The following is a 20,956-nucleotide window of genomic DNA, read 5'->3' as shown; positions in this document are numbered from 1 at the left end:
CAATACCAACCAAAAGTTGGAGATTAGAGAAGGCGCACGACGTCGGGAGTAGCGCCACCCCAGCGAACTGGAACTACTGAAACAGTCTGACCAGACTGTGGCGCCTCAATCATTTGGCCGTCACCTAGGTAGATAGCTACGTGCTGGTTGCCACCAGGACCGTAGAAGATAAGGTCACCGCGCTTCGCGTTGTCGCGAGGAACCTTCTTGCCCTGCTGGTACTGTGCGCCAGTGTAGTGAGGCAGGTCCAGGCCAGCTGCCGCGTAGGCGTACTTTACGAGGCCAGAGCAATCGAAGCCCGACTGGTTGAAATCACCGAAAGAGTCAGCCACTCCGCCATCTCGGAGCCCACCGGTAGGACCATTGTTATCGCCGCCGCCCCAAACATAAGGCACACCAACCTGAGATTCAGCACGGGAAATGACGGCCTCAATCTGAGCATCACGCCCAGCATCTGCGCCCGCAATAGCATCGTCAGACTCCGTCACCTCGTCCACCTCAGGCGCATCAGCGCTAGCAGCGGGTGCAGTGTTCGGGCTTCCCAATCCAAGCAAGTCAGATGAGCCCTGCATGAGGGTGCGCACATCGTCCTCATCAACTGCAGCAGCGATATCATTCGCAAGTCCGAGCGCATCATCTACAGAGGACCCAGTTGCGAAGTCGACGTTCTGAAACCTCGGGGTAGCACCCTGATTGAGGGCGTTTCCAAATTCAGCTTCCGGAGCGGTACCACCCTGGTTGATAGCGCCTCGCTCTTCCGAATTATTGGACGCGTTCGGGCCAGCAGAAACCTGCGGGACCCCCTCCCCAACAACCTCATCGGTAAAGTTTTCTGACTTGATTTCTTCGGTCAAGTTTTCAGGGTTGACCGTCGCGGCGTCGGAAGCCTTTTGATTGTCAAGCTCATTAACTGGATTTAGGCCGGTATCAAGCGTGTCCTGCTGAGAGAGCTGAAGACCGCTTTCGTTTGCCTCCTGGGATTCCGCTCCCTGCTGGCGAGCAAAAGTTGCCTCCGCAAACCGTTGGGTAGCGTTCAGTCGAGCCTCATCTTGTGCTAACTCTCGACGCTCTTGCACCACACGATTCTCGGCGTCTCGCTTGTCTTTGTCTGCCTGATCCAACTCGCCCTGCAGGCTAGCAAGGTACTCTTCATTCGCCCCTGGATCGTCGCTAACTTGTTCCATTTGGCTCTGGATCCGAGCGATACGATCCTCGGCTGCAGCGACATCAGCTTCCGCTCGACTTAGCTCTGCACGCGAAGCCTCAACAGCCCCCTGCAAAGAGTCTGCGTTGTTAACCGCGCGGTCAATTGCCGCACGCTCTGAGTCGTGTGCTTGGATTACACCAGCATTGTCCGCCGGTGAATCATCGGCGCCTGCTGGCGCTACGGTAGAAAGAGTTGATACGGCTGCGGTACCTACTACCGCAGCAAGGAAAGCGCGAACATGTCGAATGCGCGGAAGGCGAATGGTGGCCACTGAAATACTCCTAGATTGGACCCACACAGTTCCTTTAAGAAGTGCCCATCACCGCTTCCGGGCATAGGAATGCCCGGGCTCCCCGCCTGCCTATTTCGCACAAACGCAGGCGTTATCGCATGTCTAACCGGGGTAACTAGAAAATCGCCTCGAGACGATAAAGATAGGTACGCGAAGCTATTCTCAAGCGCCCGTAGACACTAGAGGGGTAAATGGTTATGGACTGCCTCAATTGGCTGAGACTTCACTCCGGGCGTGTTGTTTCTATGGACCACCCAACAGTCCAGGGACTTTTCGTGCTGTAACTGGAAAACCTGACCATTATCGCTTTCCAGCCGACTGCCTTAAATCGCTACTGTTTCCCCACAACAGCGAAAATCAGACACCTTTGGATCCGGCTGAATTGATTAAAAGCCTACTCGCCCAAAATCAACAGGCTGGCGCAAAAGGTCTACACATATCCTTTGTTCACATGTTCACAGCAGAAATTCCCATGACTGCGAAGTCCACATTCTCGTTCGCGATATTTGCGACATACGTTCCAGGATGCGTTTTACAACCCAAGATTCCGCATGCCCCGATCACGTTCTATTGCACTGAGCGCCGTGAGAACTGCTCTACGGGTTCTGGCATGACTCGCCGCGGCGCCGGCTGACTTTGTTAAAAGGTCTAGCCCCTTAACAATCCTGAGCCGTCGAGGGCAAGCAGCCACAAACCATGAACAGGCCACACGAAGCTGGCCCTGGCGGAGTGAACAGGAGTTCCTAGACCCAAAACCCTATGGACCTATCCGTGCACCCCTTTCGTGGCTCTGAGCTTCGCGCTCTGCCCTATCGAAAGATTCGCACCAAAAGTTCCACACGGTGGAGTTCTAATGAACCCGTCTCACCTCATAAACGGAAGGTGGGTTGATGTTTAATTTTTTCGAACATTGCAATCGCTCAAGTTTTTAACTTGCATCCCCAACCTCTTTCGATGGAGCCCGGTTCATTGACTTCCAAGAACGGCCACTCGATGTTCCATCATTCGCTCGAGGCGTGCTTCCCCACATACCCGTGCGAGTTCTCTCGTGACAGTCAAGGCTAAGCCCATGAACCCAGGAAGCAAGAAATGTCCCCTGAGTCGACATCCGAACCTTACGTCACGACACGCCCGCTTCGCACAATTTTCCCGCAATTCACGTGAGTCAAGTTAATTCACATGACTCAACATGAGCACCTAACCTGCAATGATTTTGTTACCATCCCGTTATTGTGATTTTAATCACACGGCACCTGGATGGACACACGCTTCAAACCGGCCCCTGTGGACAGCATGGAAGCAAACCGACCACTCCCCTACCCCGAGTCAACCCCTAAGGGTTTACTTTGCCCCTCCCCTGCCCTTCCCGTACCTTTCACCGACACCCCTAATCGTTTTGTCATCGGATACGGGCCCTGCTTCGGCACCCAATTTTAGACGCCTTCAGCACTCCTACGGATAAACGAGACAGCAACTTGTTCATCGCCGCCCGGCACCTCTACCCCACCCCCTGGTGGTCTTTACGTAAATTACTTTCCTCCTAAAACGGTTCGCAAAAGTTTCAGCTACTTATCTAAAACTTTTTCGAACAAACCTATTTTCCTACAGTCTCCACCTTGTTCAAGAGGCGTTACTTGGAATCTCGGATCCAGCGCTCAATGTCGAGGCGCCCTGCCTTTCATACCCCTGGGGTCCGCTTACAGCCCTTCAGACTTGCGTCGGCTTGCCACCATAAAAGAGCTAACCAAGACAAGCACAGCAATCACAGCAACCGCTCCCACGACTGTTGCCACCGGGAAGCTGATTTGGTCTAGTCCTCCGTAGTACTTAGTCAGAAGGTCCACCTGGTCAAGCCCGGGCGGCAGTTGCGCCTGTACTGACTCAATATCGGCTCGACTATAAGTATCACTAACCGAAGAGACATGTTGTGGGGTCTGGACAATGACCGTGTTCAACCCCGTGGCATCTTGAAGCTCTTGGGCAATGTCGCGGACGTCGGGGGTCCGAACATCGATTACATCAACTACGGCCACGCCGTCGCCGTCCCGCAACCCCTTGCTCACATCCGCATTGAGTGTGGCATTGTGACTAAGCGCCGCGGCCGTATAGGCCACCCCATCCTCTTTGAGCTGATTCGCCAAGTCAGATATATCTACCCCTGCGGGAACCATGCGAATCCCTTCCTTATATATAGGGCCACTAAACTACTTCTCCCCCAAGATACGGGCAGCTAGAAGCGACCCAACTCCTCAACTCGCCGGTTTTCCCTAAAAGGTGAAACAGAACGCTTGTACTGTTACAATGGCAGCGACCGAAGGTTTTAGCCTCTACAATATCTAGGTGAACCATCGCGTTCTTTGTCGCCTTCAGCACTGCGGGCCCCATGGTCGCGTCCTGTCACATTAGTGACCGAAGACGCAGAGCACCGCCCCGCGGTAACGACAGACGACGAGTACCAAACAGAACACACTGTTTATCAACAAGGAATGGAGCTCCCTGTGACTGAAAGCTTGAACTCCTTCGAGGCCAAGAAGACCCTTGACGTCAACGGCAAGTCTTATGACTACTTTGACATCAACACCGTCTCCGGCTTGGAGAAGTTGCCTTACTCCCTCAAGGTGCTAGCAGAGAACCTGCTGCGCAATGAGGACGGCAAGAACGTAACCAAGGACCACATCAACGCCCTGGCAAACTGGGACCCGGAAGCGGAGCCAGACACCGAAATCCAGTTCACCCCAGCACGCGTGCTCATGCAGGACTTCACCGGCGTTCCTTGCGTTGTTGACCTTGCCACCATGCGTGAGGCGGTCTCTGCCTTGGGTGGTACCCCGGATCAGGTCAACCCGCTCAACCCAGCCGAGATGGTTATTGACCACTCCGTCATCGTTGAGGCCTTTGGCTCCACCGATGCACTGGAAAAGAACGTCGAAATTGAGTACCAGCGCAACGAAGAGCGCTACCAGTTCCTTCGCTGGGGTGCTGAGAACTTCTCCAACTTCCGCGTTGTACCTCCAGGAACCGGCATCGTCCACCAGGTAAATATCGAGTACCTGTCCCGCGTTGTATTCGACAACGAGGGCCTTGCTTACCCTGATACCTGTATCGGTACCGACTCCCACACCACCATGGAAAACGGCCTAGGTATTCTTGGCTGGGGCGTCGGCGGCATCGAGGCAGAGGCTGCGATGCTCGGCCAGCCGGTATCCATGCTCATCCCGAAGGTCGTTGGCTTCAAGCTGACCGGCGAGATTCCAACCGGTGTTACCGCAACCGACGTTGTACTTACCATCACTGAGATGCTGCGCGAGCACGGCGTTGTCCAGAAGTTCGTAGAGTTCTACGGCAACGGCGTCAAGTCCGTTCCGCTGGCTAACCGCGCCACCATCGGCAACATGTCCCCTGAGTTCGGTTCCACCGCGGCGATCTTCCCAATTGATGAGGAGACCACCAAGTACCTCGAGCTCACCGGCCGCCCACAGGAGCAGATCGACCGCGTTGAAGCATACGCCAAGGCGCAGGGAATGTGGCTGGAAGAGGATGCCCCGGAGGCAAAGTACTCCGAGTACCTCGAGCTGGACCTGTCCACCGTTGTTCCTTCCATTGCTGGTCCAAAGCGCCCGCAGGACCGTATCCTGCTGACCGAGGCCAAGGAGCAGTTCCGCAAGGATTTGGCTAACTACACCACCGACGAGGTTTGCGTCGATGAAACCTCTGTTGAGGCAAAGCGCATGTCCGCAGAAGGCGGCGCTCCGGAATTGGAGGACGTCACCGGCGGTTTGAATAAGGCCCGCGAGGGCCACGGCGAGTCCTCCGCTATTGGTGCAAAGGGCCGTCACTCCAACCCGATTACCGTTGAGTCCCAGAATGGTGGCGAGTTCACCTTGGACCACGGCATGGTCGCTATCGCCTCCATCACCTCCTGCACGAACACCTCCAACCCATCCGTGATGGTGGGCGCAGGTCTTATTGCCCGCAAGGCAGCAGAAAAGGGCCTCCAGTCCAAGCCGTGGGTTAAGACCATCTGTGCCCCTGGTTCCCAGGTTGTTGATGGTTACTTCCAGCGTGCAGACCTCTGGAAGGACCTCGAGGCAATGGGCTTCTACCTCTCCGGCTTCGGTTGCACCACCTGTATCGGTAACTCCGGCCCATTGCCGGATGAGGTATCTGCAGCCATCAATGAGAATGACCTAGCTGCCACCGCGGTTCTTTCCGGTAACCGCAACTTCGAGGGTCGTATCTCCCCAGACGTCAAGATGAACTACTTGGCCTCCCCAATCATGGTCATCGCCTACGCCATTGCCGGCACCATGGACTTTGACTTTGATGCACAGCCACTGGGTCAGGATATGGAAGGCAACGATGTCTACCTGAAGGACATCTGGCCATCCCCGCAGGAGATTGAGGACACCATTCAGTCCGCTATCTCCCGCGAGATGTACGAGGCTGACTACGCCGACGTCTTTAAGGGCGACGAGGCTTGGCGCAACTTGGACGTGCCGGAAGGTGAGACCTTCAAGTGGGATGAGGATTCCACCTACATCCGCAAGGCTCCTTACTTCGATGGCATGCCTACCGAGCCAAACCCGGTTGAGGACATCAAGGGCGCTCGCGTTCTTGCGAAGCTGGGTGACTCCGTCACCACCGACCACATCTCCCCTGCTTCCGCTATTAAGCCGGGCACCCCGGCTGCGCAGTACCTTGATGAAAACGGCGTTGCACGCAAGGACTACAACTCCCTGGGCTCTCGCCGTGGTAACCACGAGGTCATGATGCGCGGTACCTTTGCGAATATTCGCCTGGCTAACCAGCTGGTCGATGTCACTGGTGGCTACACCCGTGACTTTACCCAGGAAGGCGGCCCACAGGCCTTCATCTTCGATGCTTGCCAGAACTACAAGGAAGCCGGCATTCCACTGGTAGTCATCGCTGGTAAGGAGTACGGCACTGGTTCCTCCCGTGACTGGGCTGCAAAGGGCACCAACCTGCTTGGCGTAAAGGCTGTAATCACTGAGTCCTTCGAGCGCATCCACCGTTCCAACCTGATCGGCATGGGCGTTATCCCACTGCAGTTCCCACAGGGCGAGTCCCACGAGTCCTTGGGGCTGGATGGCACTGAAACCTTCGATATTGAGGGCATCACCGCCTTCAATGAAGGCTCCATCCCGAAGACCGTCCACGTCACCGCCACTAAGGAGTCCGGCGACACCGTCGAGTTTGACGCTGACGTCCGCATTGACACCCCGGGTGAGGCTGACTACTTCCGCCACGGCGGCATCCTGCAGTACGTCCTGCGCCAGATGGTCAAGAGCTAGGCGCTTTTCGCACAATCCTTAAGCCCCTGAAGGGGCTAAGGGCCTAGGTTCGGTCGATAACGCGGGGTTGCACCGCCCTCCCCAGTAGAGGGCGCTGCGGCCCCGCGTTTCGTCGCATAGATTTTATTCTTATTCAAAATTACTGATTTATTATTCTTTAGACGTTCCCCATTAAGGAGAGTTGCCTACTATGCCAATCGTCAGCGAATCTGAACTCAGCCGCCGTCGGCACGACATTCTCGTAGGCGCTCGCCGGTGTTTTGCAGAGCACGGGTACGAGGGAGCTACAGTTCGTCTACTAGAACAGGCAACGGGCAAGTCCCGCGGCGCAATCTTTCACCACTTCGGTGACAAAGAGTCTCTCTTTCTTGCATTGGCGCAAGAAGATGCCGCCCGTCAGGCCGAGGTCGTAGCCCACAATGGCTTGGTTGAGGTTATGCGTGAGATGCTCCAGCATCCTGAGCGTCACGATTGGCTAGCCACTCGCTTGGAAATCACTTCCCTCCTCCGCACTGATCCTTCCTTCGCCGCTAGGTGGAAGGAAAACCAGTCGGTTCGTGGCGAGGCCGTGCGCGCACGCTTGGCGTCCAATGCGGACAAGGGCCGCCTGCGCGATGATGTTAATATCGACACCTTGGCTATCTATCTAGAGGTGTTTATGGATGGGTTCATCAACCGGCTCGCCTTGGGCGAAACCGCAGAGCTGGAAAAAGTCCTTGACTTAGTAGAGCAATCTATCCGTGGCGGTCAGGCGGATCTGTCTTAATCCCGTCTGAACAGTCCTGCTCCCGGCTGCTTGTTACTTGAAACGCGCAATAGCCGGGAGCTTTTCGCATGTGCTCAGCGGTGCGGTGACGGTAATTTCTTTTCCGTGACTTGGGCGTAGGTCGATATTTCCGCCACAAACTGCGGATCATGGCAAGTAACCACTAAGGCACTGCCGGACTGTAATCCGTAGTGGATTAGTTGGTGCATAAGCCATCGGTCCGCGGCGGAAAGCAAGGTATCTGGCTCGTCGAGCAGCACCTTCTGGCGGTGCTGCCCAATAACGTGGGCCACTTGCGCAAGCCGCAGGCGTGATGATGACAAATCTAAGGGATGATCAGCAGGATTTAATCCCAGCAGGTTGCGCAAAGCTTCATTGGGTACAAATTCCTCCACTGTGGAAAATGCCGCCTGGTCAAACGGCGACTGCATAGCAAGGGCGGGAAGATTTCGTACAACTCCCCCGCCATCAAGCCCGGCGGCGGCGCGCAAGAGCGACGTTTTACCGCTACCATTATTGCCGCGCAACCATGTCACCCCGGCTTCCACGGTGGGGATTTCTACGGGGCCGACGCTAAAAGTTGTTCCGGTGGGCTGGGAAAATTGCCACCACCTTTTCTTCTTTGGTCCTCGCTGGGCAATTAGCGGGCCTATGCTCCCCTGCCGCCCGCGCGCATATACCCGCGGCAGGTTGAGGGGTGCTACGAGTGGTTCTGTTCCTATGATTTCTCCGCCTAGCTCTGGCCAGGTAGTACTCGAGACGGCAATAACGCAGGTATGCGGCATTGCCTGCAGAAGGTTAATCACTTGTGCGCGCGACTCTGAATCGAGGCCAGCTGCGGGTTCACAAATGATCATGATCGCAGGCTCGCGGATGGCCACACAGGCTGCGGCTAATCTGCGAGTTTGGCCGCCAGACAGCTGCGCGGGGTCATGTTCACAGTAGGCCGAAAGGCCCACTGCGCTAAGCATATGGTCCCCGCGGACTTGCATCTCCTCCGCAGGCACACCCGCGTTTTCCAGGCCTAGTACTACTTCTTCAATGCAGGACTCGCGCAGGAAACTAATTTGTGCGGAAGCATCCGTGCCGATGATTGCTGCGGTGGACAGAGATTCCGCTAGCTGCGCCGCAACATCTTCCACTGCTTTATCAGGATCGACGAGAACCTGAACGATGGTCCCAGGGGTGGGGCGAAGGTGGGCTAGATCCATCTAGCAATCACCACCGCAAGGCACACTAGCGGGATAAGGAAGCGTAAGACTCGGGACAACCTGGAATCGGCAACGGGCCGCAATAAGCTGCGTTTCCCTTCCTGGTCGAACCCGATGGCGGCCAGGGCTTGGCCGCGTTGAGTTCCTTGGATGAGGAGGCGAGCGATGACAGGAATAATGACGCGAGAGATGGTATTGCGCCAGGTTATGGTGATTCCGGCTAATTGGTTGGCTTCACGGACGCATCGCCAGGCATGCGCACCTTGGGGCAAGGTCTGTAGGGAGGAACCAACCACATACGCGACCTTGTGTCCGACGCGGGAGACTTGCAGCCATTTGGCGATATCCGCGATGCGCAGCGCCGCCATTGCCGCGATGAAGCAGGCCATGAGCGCACAGAAGCGGAGGCTGAGGCTACCGGCGAGTATTAGGCCGTCGGCAGTAAGCAGAGGCGCAACTGGGGTGTCACCGTAGGGAGCATGAATGACCAGCATGGAAAGGGCCGCGGGCACGCTCAGTGCAATCGTAGTCAAAATCACGGAGGCGTTGCGGGTAGATACAGTACCGCAGGCAAGGGCAACGAGCATGACGCTTGCCGACGCCACTGGGGTGTTTAGCGCCAAGGTAAGAAGCCAGCCGCAGGCCGCAATGGTGACGACGGTGGCAGGATGGAGGCGGCTCATCAGCGTGGTTGCAGCGATTCACGGGTGCGTTGCGGCAAAGCTTTTACCGCTGCCCAGACGATGAGGAAAACCAGCGTTTTATCCAGGGGATCTGAGATGAAGGACTGCAGGGTAACCGAGGCGATAAGGGAATTGCCCAGCTCGCGAAAGAGCGAGACAACCGCGCCCGTACCAAGACCCGCAGTACCGCCATAAACAAAGGCAGCGACAGGGGCGGCGAGCATGCCGGAGACAATGCCAATGACGGCGCCACTGAGAATGACCCACCATACCTTGGTAAATGCGCCCTTCTTGATGACGAATCCGGATAGGAATCCCGTGGCGGCGGACACTGCAGCGAAAGGCAAAGCAGCGGGGTTGAGCAAGCCCCAGACGACAGAAGACAGCGTGCCGGTAGCCAAGCCAGCAATGGGACCGGCAAGCGCGGCTACCAGGATAGTTCCCACGGAATCGATATAGAGAGGTATGCCGATTGAACCAATGATTTCACCAACGACAATATTAAGGACGAGCGCCACCGGGATGATGGCGATGGTTCGCGCTGGTAAAGCCGGCACGGTGCCGGCAAGCAGGAGCGCGGCGCCGATAAGATAGCCGCTCAGGGTAACGAGCGCTTCAGTCGAACCAGCAACAGAATGCCAGTCCGTGGGGCGCAAAAGCACCAGGTAGATCCAAGTCGCGGCTACGACTAATGCACCCGCGATGACCATGGCCTTGCGGGCGGGGGTGAGAGAAAGCTGTGACACAATAAAAGTCCAAATCCATATACAGAAAAAAGGCATAGAAAACGCCGACCGCGGATAGTGCTGCTTTCCTATGTCACCTCGGAAAGCGATCCCGCACAGCACGTGCGCCGCGGATAATAGTAGAGGTTCTGCTCTTTAAAAGCCACTAGCGTGAAGCCAATAGTGTAAACCCCCGCAGACATTCTTGATGCGCGGCTTCCATATCTGCGCTCGTAACCAGTCGTGCGTTGCGGGCCCGGCCCCAGTGATTTCGCAAGTCCGCAACGCTCGTCCCCCGCAATAGCGGCGATTCCGCTTCGACATCAACAGTAGTCTCTACAACCTCAAAGTCGATCTGCCCCAAGGCGATCATGCACGTCAAAAGGTCGTGGATTTGGGCCTGATAGCCTTCCCCCTGCGCCTGGTGGAATTCAAAATAGTAGCGCAACACATCCGGCAGGATGTGCGCCATAGGGTGTCCGTGCAACAATTCCATGACCGCTTCTAGGCGCTGTGGGGTAATGAGAAACTGCTCTGTTAGCTCAAGCGAACATAGTGTGGTGGGAACGCGCGGGGCAGATGAATGAAAGTGCTGGGCGGCGGCGTGCGGATCAACCCAAAAGTTCCATTCCGCGGTCGGGGTGGTATTTCCCCGGTAGTTAACCGCGCCACCCATGATGGTAATGGCGCCAAACTGCGCGACGGCTTCACTATGGGCTTTTTCAAATGCTGCAAGATTGGTGACCGGCCCGGTAACAATCAACTGCAGATCGTGATGAGCGGCTAGTGCTTCTTTCCATAGACGCTGCCAATCGCTGTGGTGCAGCGTGGTAGTAGGTGCAGTGGCATAGCCCAATCCCGTCGGACCATGGGTCTCAGGGGTTGTCGTGAGACCCACCTTTAAGGGGTGCGGCAAGCCGGGGGCTACGGGGACATCGGCAAGCGAGCACAAATCCAGAATCCAGCGGGCATTGGCCGCAGTCTGATAGGCCTCGACGTTGCCGGCTGTGGTGGTAACTCCCACCAGCTCAATATCCCCGGCATGATGAAGGCCCGCCAAATACATCAGGGCGAGGCAATCATCTATGCCGGGGTCACAATCAATTAAAATAGCTGGAGGCGTGGCAATCATAGTGCCAGCCAGTCTAACGCCTTACTTGATGGAGCTCACTGGATTATCGCCATCTACAAAGGCGAGCGGGGATTCCGGCAGGGTTTCGCGGCCGAGGGCCTCGACGATGACATCGGCGACCAGCTCGCGCGAAGAAGTCATGGACTCCTGTAGCGCCTTATCCTCGATCTGCTCCAGCCCCTGTGCTGGTTCCTCGGTCAGCATTGCTGGCTTGAGGATAAGGTGCGGAAACTCTGCCTGAGCAAGGCGATTGTCCACTTCCTTCTTGGACTCAACGTAGGCATACCACTTCTCGTCGGCGGGATCCGTGGTGGCTTCCTGGGAACCGACATAGGAAATCATGAGGTAGGCAGGCAGGTTCTTTCCCTCCTGCTGCAGCGTCTCCATAGCATCGAGGGTGGCGAGGGTACCATCGCGGTCAACGGCCCACGTAAGGTCTGCCCCACCGCGGCCGCCGTTGCCAGCGCCCCACACTACGGCGTCATAAGCGGCGAAAAGCTCCGCCCACTGCGCAACGGTCTGCTCAGTAATATCGGCCAATACTGGGGTCGCGCCGAGCTTTTCAATCTCAGACTTCTGCTCAGGGTTGCGGATAAGGGAGTGGACCTCGTGTCCGGCCTCCACCAGCTTTGGGGCGGCCAACAGGCCGACCTTGCCATGTCCACCGATGTACAGAATCTTCTTTTTATCAGTCATACCTCCCCACCGTAACAACGACGCCTCTTGCCCGCAGCGACCCCGGCCAGTACCGGTGGCAAAATGGCGGCGGTGGCTGCAGCGAGCAGATAGAATTGCTTGCATGTATGCCATTATGACCGTCACCGGAGCCGATAGCACCGGCATTATCGCCGCGGTGACCACTACCCTTGCCCAACTCGATATCAACGTCATTGACGTGTCCCAAACACTCATGGGCGGTTACTTCACCATGATCCTCCGCGTCGAATTTGATGCGGATAAGGTCTCCATCCAGACCATCAAGGAGCATATGCGCCCCGTGGCGGAAGAAAAGCACCAGTCCATCCGCATTCAGTCCGAAGACCTCTTCACCGCCATGAATGAGATTTAAATGAGCACGCGTTTTAATACCACTAATATCTTGGACACCATCGAGATGATTGAGAACTATCGTCTCGATATCCGCACCGTAACCATGGGCATCTCCCTCCTTGGATGCACCCGATCCACCATGGACGCTACCTGCCAGGCCATCTATGACCGCGTCACGCAGCAGGCCGGGCGCCTAGTGGAGGTATGCGAAGGCATCGAAGGCGAGCTGGGTATCCCCATCGTAAATAAGCGTATCTCCGTGACCCCAATATCCTTGGTGGTAGCCGGTGTAGAAGGAAACCCCGTCGACGCCGCAAAGGCACTGGACAAGGCAGCCAAAGAGGTAGGAGTCAACTTCGTGGGCGGCTATTCCGCTCTGGTCGAAAAGGGCGCTACCACCGCGGAACAAAAGCTCATAAGTTCCATTCCAGAAGCGCTGGCTACGACTGACGTCGTGTGTTCCTCCGTCAATATCGCCAGTTCCCGCGCCGGTATCAACATGGATGCGGCAAGGAAGATGGGCGAGGTTATCAAGGAAGCTGCCGAGCTGACCAAGGACAATTCCGCCATTGCCTGCGCCAAGCTGGTGGTCTTTGCTAACTCTGTGGGTGACAACCCATTTATGGCCGGCGCGTTCCACGGCATCGAAGAACCCGATTGCGTAGTCTCCGTCGGCGTTTCTGGCCCAGGTGTTGTCGACCGCGCCTTGGGATCACTTGAAGGGGCAAGCCTGGACCAGGTAGCGGAAGAAGTGAAGAAGGCCGCTTTCAAGATCACCCGCGCCGGGCAACTGGTGGGCACCATGGCCTCCGAGCGCCTTGGCGTGCCCTTCGGAATCATCGACCTTTCGCTTGCCCCTACTGCCGAATTGGGAGATTCGGTGGCCCACATCCTTGAGCACATGGGCCTAGACCAGGTAGGCACGCACGGTACAACCGCTGCTTTGGCTCTGCTTAACGACGCCGTAAAGAAGGGCGGCATGATGGCCTGCTCCCGCGTCGGCGGTCTGTCTGGATCCTTCATCCCAGTCTCCGAGGATAAGGGCATGATCGATGCGGTTAAGTCCGGCTCTATCTCCATGGACAAGCTGGAGGCCATGACCGCCATTTGCTCGGTGGGTTTTGACATGATTGCGCTGCCGGGCGATACCTCGGCCGCGACCATTTCGGGCATGATTGCTGACGAGGCCGCCATCGGCGTGATGAATCATAAGACCACGGCGGTACGCGTGATCCCGGTTCCTGGCGCCCAGGTGGGCGACGAGGTGAGCTTCGGCGGCCTCCTGGGCTACGCACCGGTAATCCCGGTCAATAAAGTGGGTAATGCGCAGTTCATTAACCGCGGCGGCTTCATCCCCGCCCCAGTGCATGGATTCCGCAACTAAGGAGAGCGGCAACCGCGCCGCGGCCTAGTCCGCGGCGTGCTCTTCGCCAGGTTTTTCCGACTCCGCCCTTTCGGCGAGGTTGTCCTGGAAATGCTGGTAGGAAGATTCCAGCTGTTTTAATTCCACCTCGCCGCCAACTTGGCGGCGGGCATCAGAGTAGATGGCCCGGGCGGCGTCGGCAAGCACGCTCCGGCGCTCAGCAGTGCGCAAAAGGGCCACTACCTTGGCCAGGTTATCCAGCAAACTGAGGTAAATCTCCGCGTTATCGGCGGCGTCCCGCCGAATCTGCGTGAACATCGCCTCCACAATTTCCTCATAGCTGAACGTTTGGTAATCGAGGCGAAACTCGCCGTTAACGTGCACAATGCCCTGCGGAAGCCGCTTATCCCCGATGACGGTGAGGATCTGGGTAAAGCGGTCAATGATATCGATGACCGTGTACGGATCATTGACACCAGTACTCAATGCGCGGGCAGCAATCTCCGCCAGGTGCCGGGCGGTAAAACGAGGGTCGTGAGCTGAGGCATGCTCCCTGTACTGGGTGAGCACGATATGGCGCTCAACATTTTCCGGCAGGCGCGGCACACCGTGCGCGATAACCTCGCCTTCCAGTACCAAGTCACCCGGCGCCACGCCGAGGTGCACCGCGCAATTCTCCCGTGCCGCTGCCTGCGCAATGGCGTCATAGTCGACGAACTTGAGGTAGCCAGTTCCACTGCTGCGCCGCTTTTCCGCATCCACGTAAAATTCTGGCCCAGGAGCCTTGGCCGCTTTTTCCTCTTCGCCCCGCCGGATGAGCCGGCGCATGTGGTCCTCTACGTCTTCGGCCACCACGTGAACTACGTGAGACATACTGATCGATTGGGCAATATGGACGATGAAATAAATGAGGAAGATTACGCAGGCGATGGCCAACAGCACCGTTACTGCTACGTTCAAGGAAGGAACATATTCTTCTTTCCCATTACCGCCCGTTTGCACCGCACGTAAAGAAAGAAGGGCAAAAATGAAGGTTGCAAGATAGATCGCCAGGGTCGATTGTATAGAGCGATCTTTTAGAAACTCATGCAGCAGGCGCGGCCCCATTACTGTGACAACACCAGAAAGTGCGGTCAGCGTGATGAAGAAAAGGGTGCCAGCAAGGGACAGCGACGAGGTAGCTACCGCGCTTAGAATCCCTTGGGCACTATCGGCGCTGCCATCATAAAAGGGGGTGGCTGCCACGCGAAAACGGCTACCGACCGCGATGAGCAACTCTGCGCTGACGGCGGCAACGGCCACCGCCACTGCAGGGATTAGCCAAAACTTTTCCCGCCAGGCAGGCATCCTCTCCAGTAGCGTCTTCATGTTTTCCTAAGCTAGCTCCACGATTTCCATGTAGTCATCGGACCACAAATCTTCGTCACCATCGGGCATGATGATTACGCGTTCCGGGTCCAAAGCCTTGACCGCGCCCGGATCGTGCGTAACCAGCACCACGGCCCCCGTATAGGTTTTTAGCGCATCGAGTACCTGCTCGCGCGAGATTGGATCCAGGTTATTCGTCGGCTCATCCAGCAGCAGCACATTCGCGCGGCTAGAGACCAGCGCGGCCAAGGCTAGGCGCGTCTTCTCACCGCCGGATAGAGTGCCCGCGGGTTGTTCCAACTTCTCGCCGGAGAACATGAAGGCACCAAGCAGACTACGCAGTTCCTGCTGATCCGCGTCTGGGCAGGCGTCAATGGTGTTTTGCCATACAGACTTATCCGGATCGATGGTGTCGTGTTCCTGCGCAAAATAGCCGATCCGCAAGCCGTGGCCGCTGACGATGCCACCTTCACCGTCGGTGCGCTCCACTCCGGCCAGCAATTTCAACAGCGTGGTCTTACCCGCGCCGTTATAGCCCAGCACCACTACTCTTGACCCTTTATCGATGGCCAAATCCACCCCGGCGAAGACCTCTAGGGAGCCGTACATCTTGGTCAGCCCCTTGGCATTCATGGGTGTCTTACCGCACGGTGCCGGCTCGGGGAACTTAATATTGGCCACCTTATCGGCCACCCGCACCTCATCGAGCTGGCTCATCATGCGCTCAGCGCGGTGGAGCATTTGCTTGGCCGCAGCGGCCTTCGTTGCCTTAGCACCCAACTTAGCAGCCTGCTTTTGCAGGGCGGATGCCTTCTTTTCCGCATTGGCCCGCTCTCGGCGACGGCGCGCTTCATCGGTAGCACGAGCATCGAGGTATTTCTTATACCCCATGTTGTATACATCGGCCTCGCCGCGAACCGCATCGAGGAACCACACCTTATTACACACGGCCTCAAGCAGCTCGACGTCGTGAGAAATCATAATGAGCCCGCCCTCATGTTTGGACAGAAATTGGCGGAGCCACGTAATAGAATCCGCGTCCAAGTGGTTCGTCGGCTCATCGAGGAGCAGGGTGGTCTGGGATTTTCCGGACCCCTCGGTAGCGGCAAAGAGAATTTGCGCTAGCTCCACGCGGCGGCGCTGACCACCCGAGAGAGTTTTGAGTTGCTGGTCTAGGACGCGCTGCGGCAGACCCAAATTATCGCATATTTGCGCGCACTCGGAGTCGGCTTCATAGCCGCCAAGCGACTCGAATTGCTCCTCCAAGCGGGAGTATTTCCGGATGGCCTTATCCCGGAACTTATCGTCAGTGGCCGATTCCATAAGCTCTTGTTGCTTGGCCATGCGGCGCTTGAGATCATCCAAACCGCGGGCGGAGAGAACGCGCTCTCGCGCGGTCTGTTCAATATTTCCTTCGCGGGAATCCTGGGGCAAATAACCAATGGGGCCCGAACGAGTAACTGAGCCGCCATAGGGCTCGGTCTCCCCTGCCAAAATGCGCATAGTCGTCGTCTTGCCCGCGCCGTTGCGGCCGATAAGCCCGATGCGGTCACCGGGTTGCACACGCAAGTGCTGCCCTGGGGCTTCGAGAAGCGTGCGCGCTCCTACCCTGACTTCGAAATCATTGGTTACAATCACGAAGAAACAGTCTAGCAATTGACGCTGCCGACGCTAAGACGCGCTAACGCCCCCAACAACTGTCTCCCTAGACCGGGAAATGCGCTGCTGGAGGCGTGTGCGTAGGACGCGATTTAAACCGCGAAGCCGAGGGCCTGAAGTTGCTCGCGGCCCTCTTCCGTAATCATCTGCGGACCCCATGGTGGCATCCATACCCAGTTGATACGGACGGCATCGGCCAATTTATTGGCCTTGACGATGTCTTCCACCTGCTCAGCAATGACATCGGTCAATGGGCAGGCCGGCGAGGTCAACGTCATATTAATCATGACGATCTCCTTGCCATTGTCCTCTTCGAACCACAGATCATAGACAAGGCCCAAGTCAACAACGTTGATCCCGAGCTCAGGGTCAATGACGTCTCGCATAAATTCGGTGACGTCAAAGGCTTTGGAAATCTGCTCTTCGGTTTGCTCCGGTCGCTCGCCGCTGCCGGAGAAAGAGGAATTCTCGTTCTGATAAGGATCTACGGGATCAGTCATCTAGCTCTCCACTTCTGTTAGTGCATCGGCGGAAGCAGCCTGGAAGGCCTTCCATCCGAGGAGCGCACACTTTACGCGCGCTGGGTACTGGGACACTCCGGCGAAGGCTACGCCATCACCGATGAGGTCTTCATCGCCCTCGTCCTGGCCGCGAGAGGTGATCATCTTTTCAAACTCGGCCAGCTTCTCATTGGCTTGCGCGAGCGGTAGCCCAACGATTTCTTCAGCCATAACCGAGGTAGAAGCTTGCGAGATGGAACAGCCTTCCGCGTCATAGGAGACGTCCTCAACGGTCTTGCCGTCATCGGAAAGACGCACCCGCAGGGTCAGCTCATCTCCGCAGGACGGGTTCACATGGTGAACCTCAGCCTGATAAGGCTCCCTCAGTCCGGCGTGCTGCGGGTTCTTGTAGTGGTCCAGGATGACGTCCTGGTACATGGAATCTAGGTTCATGAGGCAACTCCAAAGAATTCGCGGGCGGCCTTGATTGCTTCCACCAGCTTATCTACTTCTTCCTCGGTGTTATAGAGGTAGAAGCTGGCTCGGGCGGTGGACTGTGCCCCGCAGGCGCGGTGCAATGGCCACGCGCAGTGGTGGCCAACGCGAATGGACACGCCGTGGTCATCGAGGACCTGGCCCAAGTCATGCGGGTGAACGCCGTCCACGGTGAAAGAAATGGCACCGCCGCGGTTTTCAGTGGTTTCCGGGCCGATGATGCGCAGGCCCGGGATTTCCTTCAGCTGGCGCAGTGCGCGCTCCGTAAGTTTCTTTTCGTGCGCGTGGATATTATCCATGCCCACTTCTTCCAAAAACTTCACCGCGGCGCCGAGGCCTACTACCTGGCTGGTCATCTGCGTGCCTGCCTCAAAGCGTGTCGGCGGCTCGGCAAAGGTTGTCTGTTCCATCTTGACAATCTCAATCATGGAGCCACCGGTCAAGAAAGGCGGCAGCTTTTTGAGCAGCTCCTCCTTGCCGTAGAGGACACCAACGCCGCTGGGGCCACACATCTTGTGACCGGAAAACGCCGCGAAGTCCACATCCAAGGCGTGGAAATCTACCGCCATGTGCGGCACCGACTGGCAGGCGTCGAGTACAACCATGGCGTCAACCGCGCGGGCGCGGCGTACCAGCTCATCGACATCCGCCACAGCACCGGTCACATTGGACTGATGGGTAAACGCAACGACCTTGACGGATTCATCGAGTTCGAGCGAATCGAGATCGATGCGACCGTCTTCGGTCATGGAGTACCACTTCAACGTAGCGCCGGTACGAGCGCAAAGCTCCTGCCACGGCACCAAGTTAGCGTGATGCTCCAGTTCGGTGATCACAACGGTATCGCCCTCGCCTACGTAGAGGTCCCCCGCGCGTTCGTCGCTAAGCACATAAGCAACCTCGTTCAGGGCCTCGGTGGCGTTTTTGCTAAAGGCGATTTCATCGCGGTCCGCGCCTACGAACGCGGCGATAGCCTGCCGTGCGGACTCATAGGCATCATCGGCTTCTTCCGCCAACTGGTAGGAACCGCGGTGAACAGGGGCGTTCGTATGCAACACAAACTCCTCTTCCGCCTTCCACACCGACAGCGGGCGCTGGGAGGTAGCGCCTGAATCCAGATACACCAGAGGCTTATCGCCTCGGACGGTGCGCTGGAGAATCGGGAACTGCTCCCTGATTGCGTTTACATCAAATCCAGACATGAATCTTCTTAGGATAGTCTCGGTTGACCGGCCGGTGGCCGGTCCTTACTTGAGGAACTGGTCGTAGCCGTCAGACTCGAGCTGATCGGCCAATTCGGCGCCACCGGTCTTGATGACGTGGCCATCAGCGAAGACGTGGACAAAGTCCGGCTTCACGTAGTTCAGGATGCGCTTATAGTGGGTAATCATCAAAATGCCACCATTGGTTTCCTTCTGGTAGCTGTTGATGCCCTCAGAAACGATGCGCAAGGCGTCAACGTCCAAGCCGGAGTCCGTCTCATCCATCACTGCGAACTTTGGCTTGAGGATATCCAGCTGCATAACCTCATGGCGCTTCTTCTCGCCACCGGAAAATCCCTCGTTAACGGAGCGAGAGATGAAGGACTTATCGATCTTCAGGTTCTCGCGGGCCTGGGTAAGCTCCTTATTCCATTCACGCAGCTTCGGTGCCTCACCGCGGATGGAGGTGACGGCGGAACGCATGAACTGGGAGACCTTTACGCCCGGGACCTCAGTGGGGTACTGCATTGCCAGGAAAAGGCCGGCACGAGCGCGCTCATCGACGGGCATGTCCAGTAGGTTTTCGCCGTCGAGCAGCACCTCGCCCTCGGTAACCTCATACTTTGGGTGGCCGGCGATGGTGTAGGACAAGGTGGACTTGCCGGAGCCGTTCGGGCCCATGATGGCGTGGATCTCGCCAGAGTTGATCGTCAGGTTGACGCCCTTGAGAATTTCCTTCGGCTCGCCGCCTTCTTCCGTCGGCAGCACTTGAGCGTGGAGGTTCTTAATTTCCAGAGTAGACATAATGTGTGTGGTTTCCTTCTATGAAAGCTTTAGGCGGAGATCTTTTCCAGTTCTTCGGAAATGCGGTCTTCCAATTCCTCAGACAGGGACTGCACCGGGATGCGGTGGATGACCTCATTGAAGAAGCCACGGATGATGAGGCGGCGGGCTTCAGCCTCTGGAATGCCGCGAGACATGAGGTAGAACAACTCAATGTCATCGAAGCGACCAACGGTGGCTGCGTGGCCGGCGCCGGTAATTTCACCAGTCTCAATCTCCAGGTTAGGGATTGCATCCGCGCGAGCGCCCTCGGTCAGGATCAGGTTGTTATTGGTCTCGTAGGTATCAGTGCCCTGTGCATTGGAGCGAATGAGAACATCGCCCACCCAGCAGGTGCGGGCCTCATTTTGCTTAGTACCCTGCAGCGCGCCCTTATAAAGAACATGGGAACGGCAGTTAGGAACGGAGTGATCCACGAGCATGCGGTTCTCAAAGTACTGGCCTTCGTCCGCGAAGTACACGCCCAATAGCTCTGCGTCGCCACCTTGCTCGGTGAAGTTCACGCGCGGCACGATGCGTACTACTTCGCCGCCAAAGATGGCGGAGTTATGGCGTAGCACGGAATCGCGGCCGAGCTGGGCAACGTGGTTGGACAGGTGAACCGCATCGTCTTCCCAGTCAACGTCAACGACAACGGTCAAGTGAGCACCATCGCCCACGATGAACTCGACGTTATCCGCGTGGGTGCCGGAGCCGACATACTTCAAAATGACGGTAGCTTCAGCGTGGTGGCCTACCTCGATGGAGGTGGCGCCAAAGGACGTTACGCCCTCGCCCTTGCCGGTATAGGTAATGACGACGGGTTCTTCGACCTGAGCCTCTGCATCGATGGTGACAACCTGGCCTTCTGGCATGGAGGTCCATGCCTGTGCCGCGACACGATCAGACGGGGTACCTACACGGCCCAATCGTTCATCATCACGAGCGACGGTCTCGGAGCTTACGCCCGGGTGCTCGCTCACGGTGACATCCTGGGCTACAGCCTCAGCAAACTCGCCATTATGCAGGCCACGGAGCTTGCGCAGGGAAACAAAGCGCCAGACCTCGTCACGGCCGTGTGGCACCGGGAAGTCCTCCACGTTGGTGGAGGTAAAGACATCACCCTTGGTGATCTTATCCGGATTGAATTCGTTCGAAGCGACCATTTT

At 57.0% G+C, this 20,956-nt stretch carries 18 protein-coding genes; 4 read left to right on the top strand and 14 right to left on the bottom strand.

The features are described 5' to 3' along the window. Positions 1–23 precede the first annotated feature (23 nt). Together I6I12_RS06595 and I6I12_RS06590 are read right to left on the bottom strand one after the other, a co-directional pair. Positions 24–1,478, bottom strand: a complete 1,455-nt coding sequence (locus I6I12_RS06595) for an NlpC/P60 family protein (protein ID WP_023021530.1) — start codon at positions 1,476–1,478, stop codon at positions 24–26. A gap of 1,718 nt (positions 1,479–3,196) precedes the next feature. Beyond that, positions 3,197–3,670, bottom strand: coding sequence for an Rv1476 family membrane protein (locus I6I12_RS06590; protein WP_023021529.1), 474 nt, complete (start codon positions 3,668–3,670; stop codon positions 3,197–3,199). Positions 3,671–3,997: 327 nt separating this feature from the next. Between I6I12_RS06590 and can the strand changes: the two genes are divergently transcribed. Both can and I6I12_RS06580 read left to right on the top strand, forming a co-directional pair. Then, positions 3,998–6,811, top strand: coding sequence for an aconitate hydratase (can, locus tag I6I12_RS06585; protein WP_023021527.1), 2,814 nt, complete (start codon positions 3,998–4,000; stop codon positions 6,809–6,811). 190 nt (positions 6,812–7,001) lie between these two features. Next, positions 7,002–7,577 carry a TetR/AcrR family transcriptional regulator gene (locus I6I12_RS06580; RefSeq protein ID WP_023021526.1) on the top strand — a complete coding sequence of 192 codons (576 nt, stop codon included), beginning with the start codon at positions 7,002–7,004 and terminating at the stop codon, positions 7,575–7,577. Positions 7,578–7,651: 74 nt separating this feature from the next. On the opposite strand, the gene I6I12_RS06575 is transcribed toward I6I12_RS06580, so the two are convergent. The 5 genes from I6I12_RS06575 to I6I12_RS06555 form a co-directional block, all read right to left on the bottom strand. After that, positions 7,652–8,788 (bottom strand): hypothetical protein, encoded by a 1,137-nt coding sequence (locus I6I12_RS06575; protein WP_023021525.1) that lies wholly within the window; start codon positions 8,786–8,788, stop codon positions 7,652–7,654. Further along, positions 8,779–9,471 carry an energy-coupling factor transporter transmembrane component T family protein gene (locus I6I12_RS06570; RefSeq protein ID WP_023021524.1) on the bottom strand — a complete coding sequence of 231 codons (693 nt, stop codon included), beginning with the start codon at positions 9,469–9,471 and terminating at the stop codon, positions 8,779–8,781. The genes I6I12_RS06575 and I6I12_RS06570 overlap by 10 nt, the downstream gene beginning before the upstream one ends. Continuing rightward, on the bottom strand, positions 9,471–10,181 hold the full coding sequence (locus I6I12_RS06565) for an ECF transporter S component (RefSeq protein ID WP_198010473.1): 711 nt from the start codon (positions 10,179–10,181) through the stop codon (positions 9,471–9,473). Before I6I12_RS06565 ends, I6I12_RS06570 begins: the two co-directional genes overlap by 1 nt. A gap of 181 nt (positions 10,182–10,362) precedes the next feature. After that, on the bottom strand, positions 10,363–11,328 hold the full coding sequence (locus I6I12_RS06560; protein WP_023021522.1) for a nucleoside hydrolase: 966 nt from the start codon (positions 11,326–11,328) through the stop codon (positions 10,363–10,365). A gap of 21 nt (positions 11,329–11,349) precedes the next feature. Then, positions 11,350–12,024, bottom strand: coding sequence for an NAD(P)H-binding protein (locus I6I12_RS06555; protein ID WP_200287494.1), 675 nt, complete (start codon positions 12,022–12,024; stop codon positions 11,350–11,352). Between the two features lie 103 nt (positions 12,025–12,127). On the opposite strand from I6I12_RS06555, the gene I6I12_RS06550 reads away from it, so the two are divergent. Next, positions 12,128–12,397 carry an ACT domain-containing protein gene (locus I6I12_RS06550; protein WP_023021520.1) on the top strand — a complete coding sequence of 90 codons (270 nt, stop codon included), beginning with the start codon at positions 12,128–12,130 and terminating at the stop codon, positions 12,395–12,397. Next, on the top strand, positions 12,398–13,762 hold the full coding sequence (locus I6I12_RS06545; RefSeq protein WP_023021519.1) for a PFL family protein: 1,365 nt from the start codon (positions 12,398–12,400) through the stop codon (positions 13,760–13,762). Between the two features lie 24 nt (positions 13,763–13,786). Here I6I12_RS06545 and I6I12_RS06540 read toward each other — a convergent pair whose 3' ends face one another. The 7 genes from I6I12_RS06540 to sufD form a co-directional block, all read right to left on the bottom strand. Then, complete coding sequence (locus I6I12_RS06540) at positions 13,787–15,109, bottom strand: DUF2254 domain-containing protein (RefSeq protein WP_200287493.1); 1,323 nt, start codon at positions 15,107–15,109, stop codon at positions 13,787–13,789. A gap of 6 nt (positions 15,110–15,115) precedes the next feature. Next, positions 15,116–16,747: an ABC-F family ATP-binding cassette domain-containing protein gene (locus I6I12_RS06535; RefSeq protein ID WP_023021517.1), complete on the bottom strand. Its 1,632-nt coding sequence runs from the start codon at positions 16,745–16,747 to the stop codon at positions 15,116–15,118. A 113-nt stretch (positions 16,748–16,860) separates the two neighbouring features. Then, a complete protein-coding gene (locus I6I12_RS06530) occupies positions 16,861–17,268 on the bottom strand; it encodes a metal-sulfur cluster assembly factor (protein WP_023021516.1) in 408 nt (135 codons plus the stop codon). Continuing rightward, positions 17,269–17,721 (bottom strand): Fe-S cluster assembly sulfur transfer protein SufU, encoded by a 453-nt coding sequence (gene sufU / locus I6I12_RS06525; RefSeq protein ID WP_023021515.1) that lies wholly within the window; start codon positions 17,719–17,721, stop codon positions 17,269–17,271. Then, positions 17,718–18,965 carry a cysteine desulfurase gene (locus tag I6I12_RS06520; RefSeq protein ID WP_049378170.1) on the bottom strand — a complete coding sequence of 416 codons (1,248 nt, stop codon included), beginning with the start codon at positions 18,963–18,965 and terminating at the stop codon, positions 17,718–17,720. Before I6I12_RS06520 ends, sufU begins: the two co-directional genes overlap by 4 nt. A 45-nt stretch (positions 18,966–19,010) precedes the next feature. Then, positions 19,011–19,769: a Fe-S cluster assembly ATPase SufC gene (gene sufC, locus I6I12_RS06515; protein WP_023021513.1), complete on the bottom strand. Its 759-nt coding sequence runs from the start codon at positions 19,767–19,769 to the stop codon at positions 19,011–19,013. Positions 19,770–19,798: 29 nt separating this feature from the next. Beyond that, positions 19,799–20,953, bottom strand: a complete 1,155-nt coding sequence (gene sufD / locus I6I12_RS06510) for a Fe-S cluster assembly protein SufD (protein ID WP_023021512.1) — start codon at positions 20,951–20,953, stop codon at positions 19,799–19,801. Between the last annotated feature and the right edge of the window lie 3 nt (positions 20,954–20,956).

This window comes from Corynebacterium kefirresidentii (assembly GCF_016599755.1).
GTDB classification, from domain to species: Bacteria; Actinomycetota; Actinomycetes; order Mycobacteriales; family Mycobacteriaceae; genus Corynebacterium; species Corynebacterium kefirresidentii.
The sequence above is the reverse complement of the archived record's forward strand: the minus strand, read 5'-3'. Positions and strand labels throughout refer to the sequence as shown.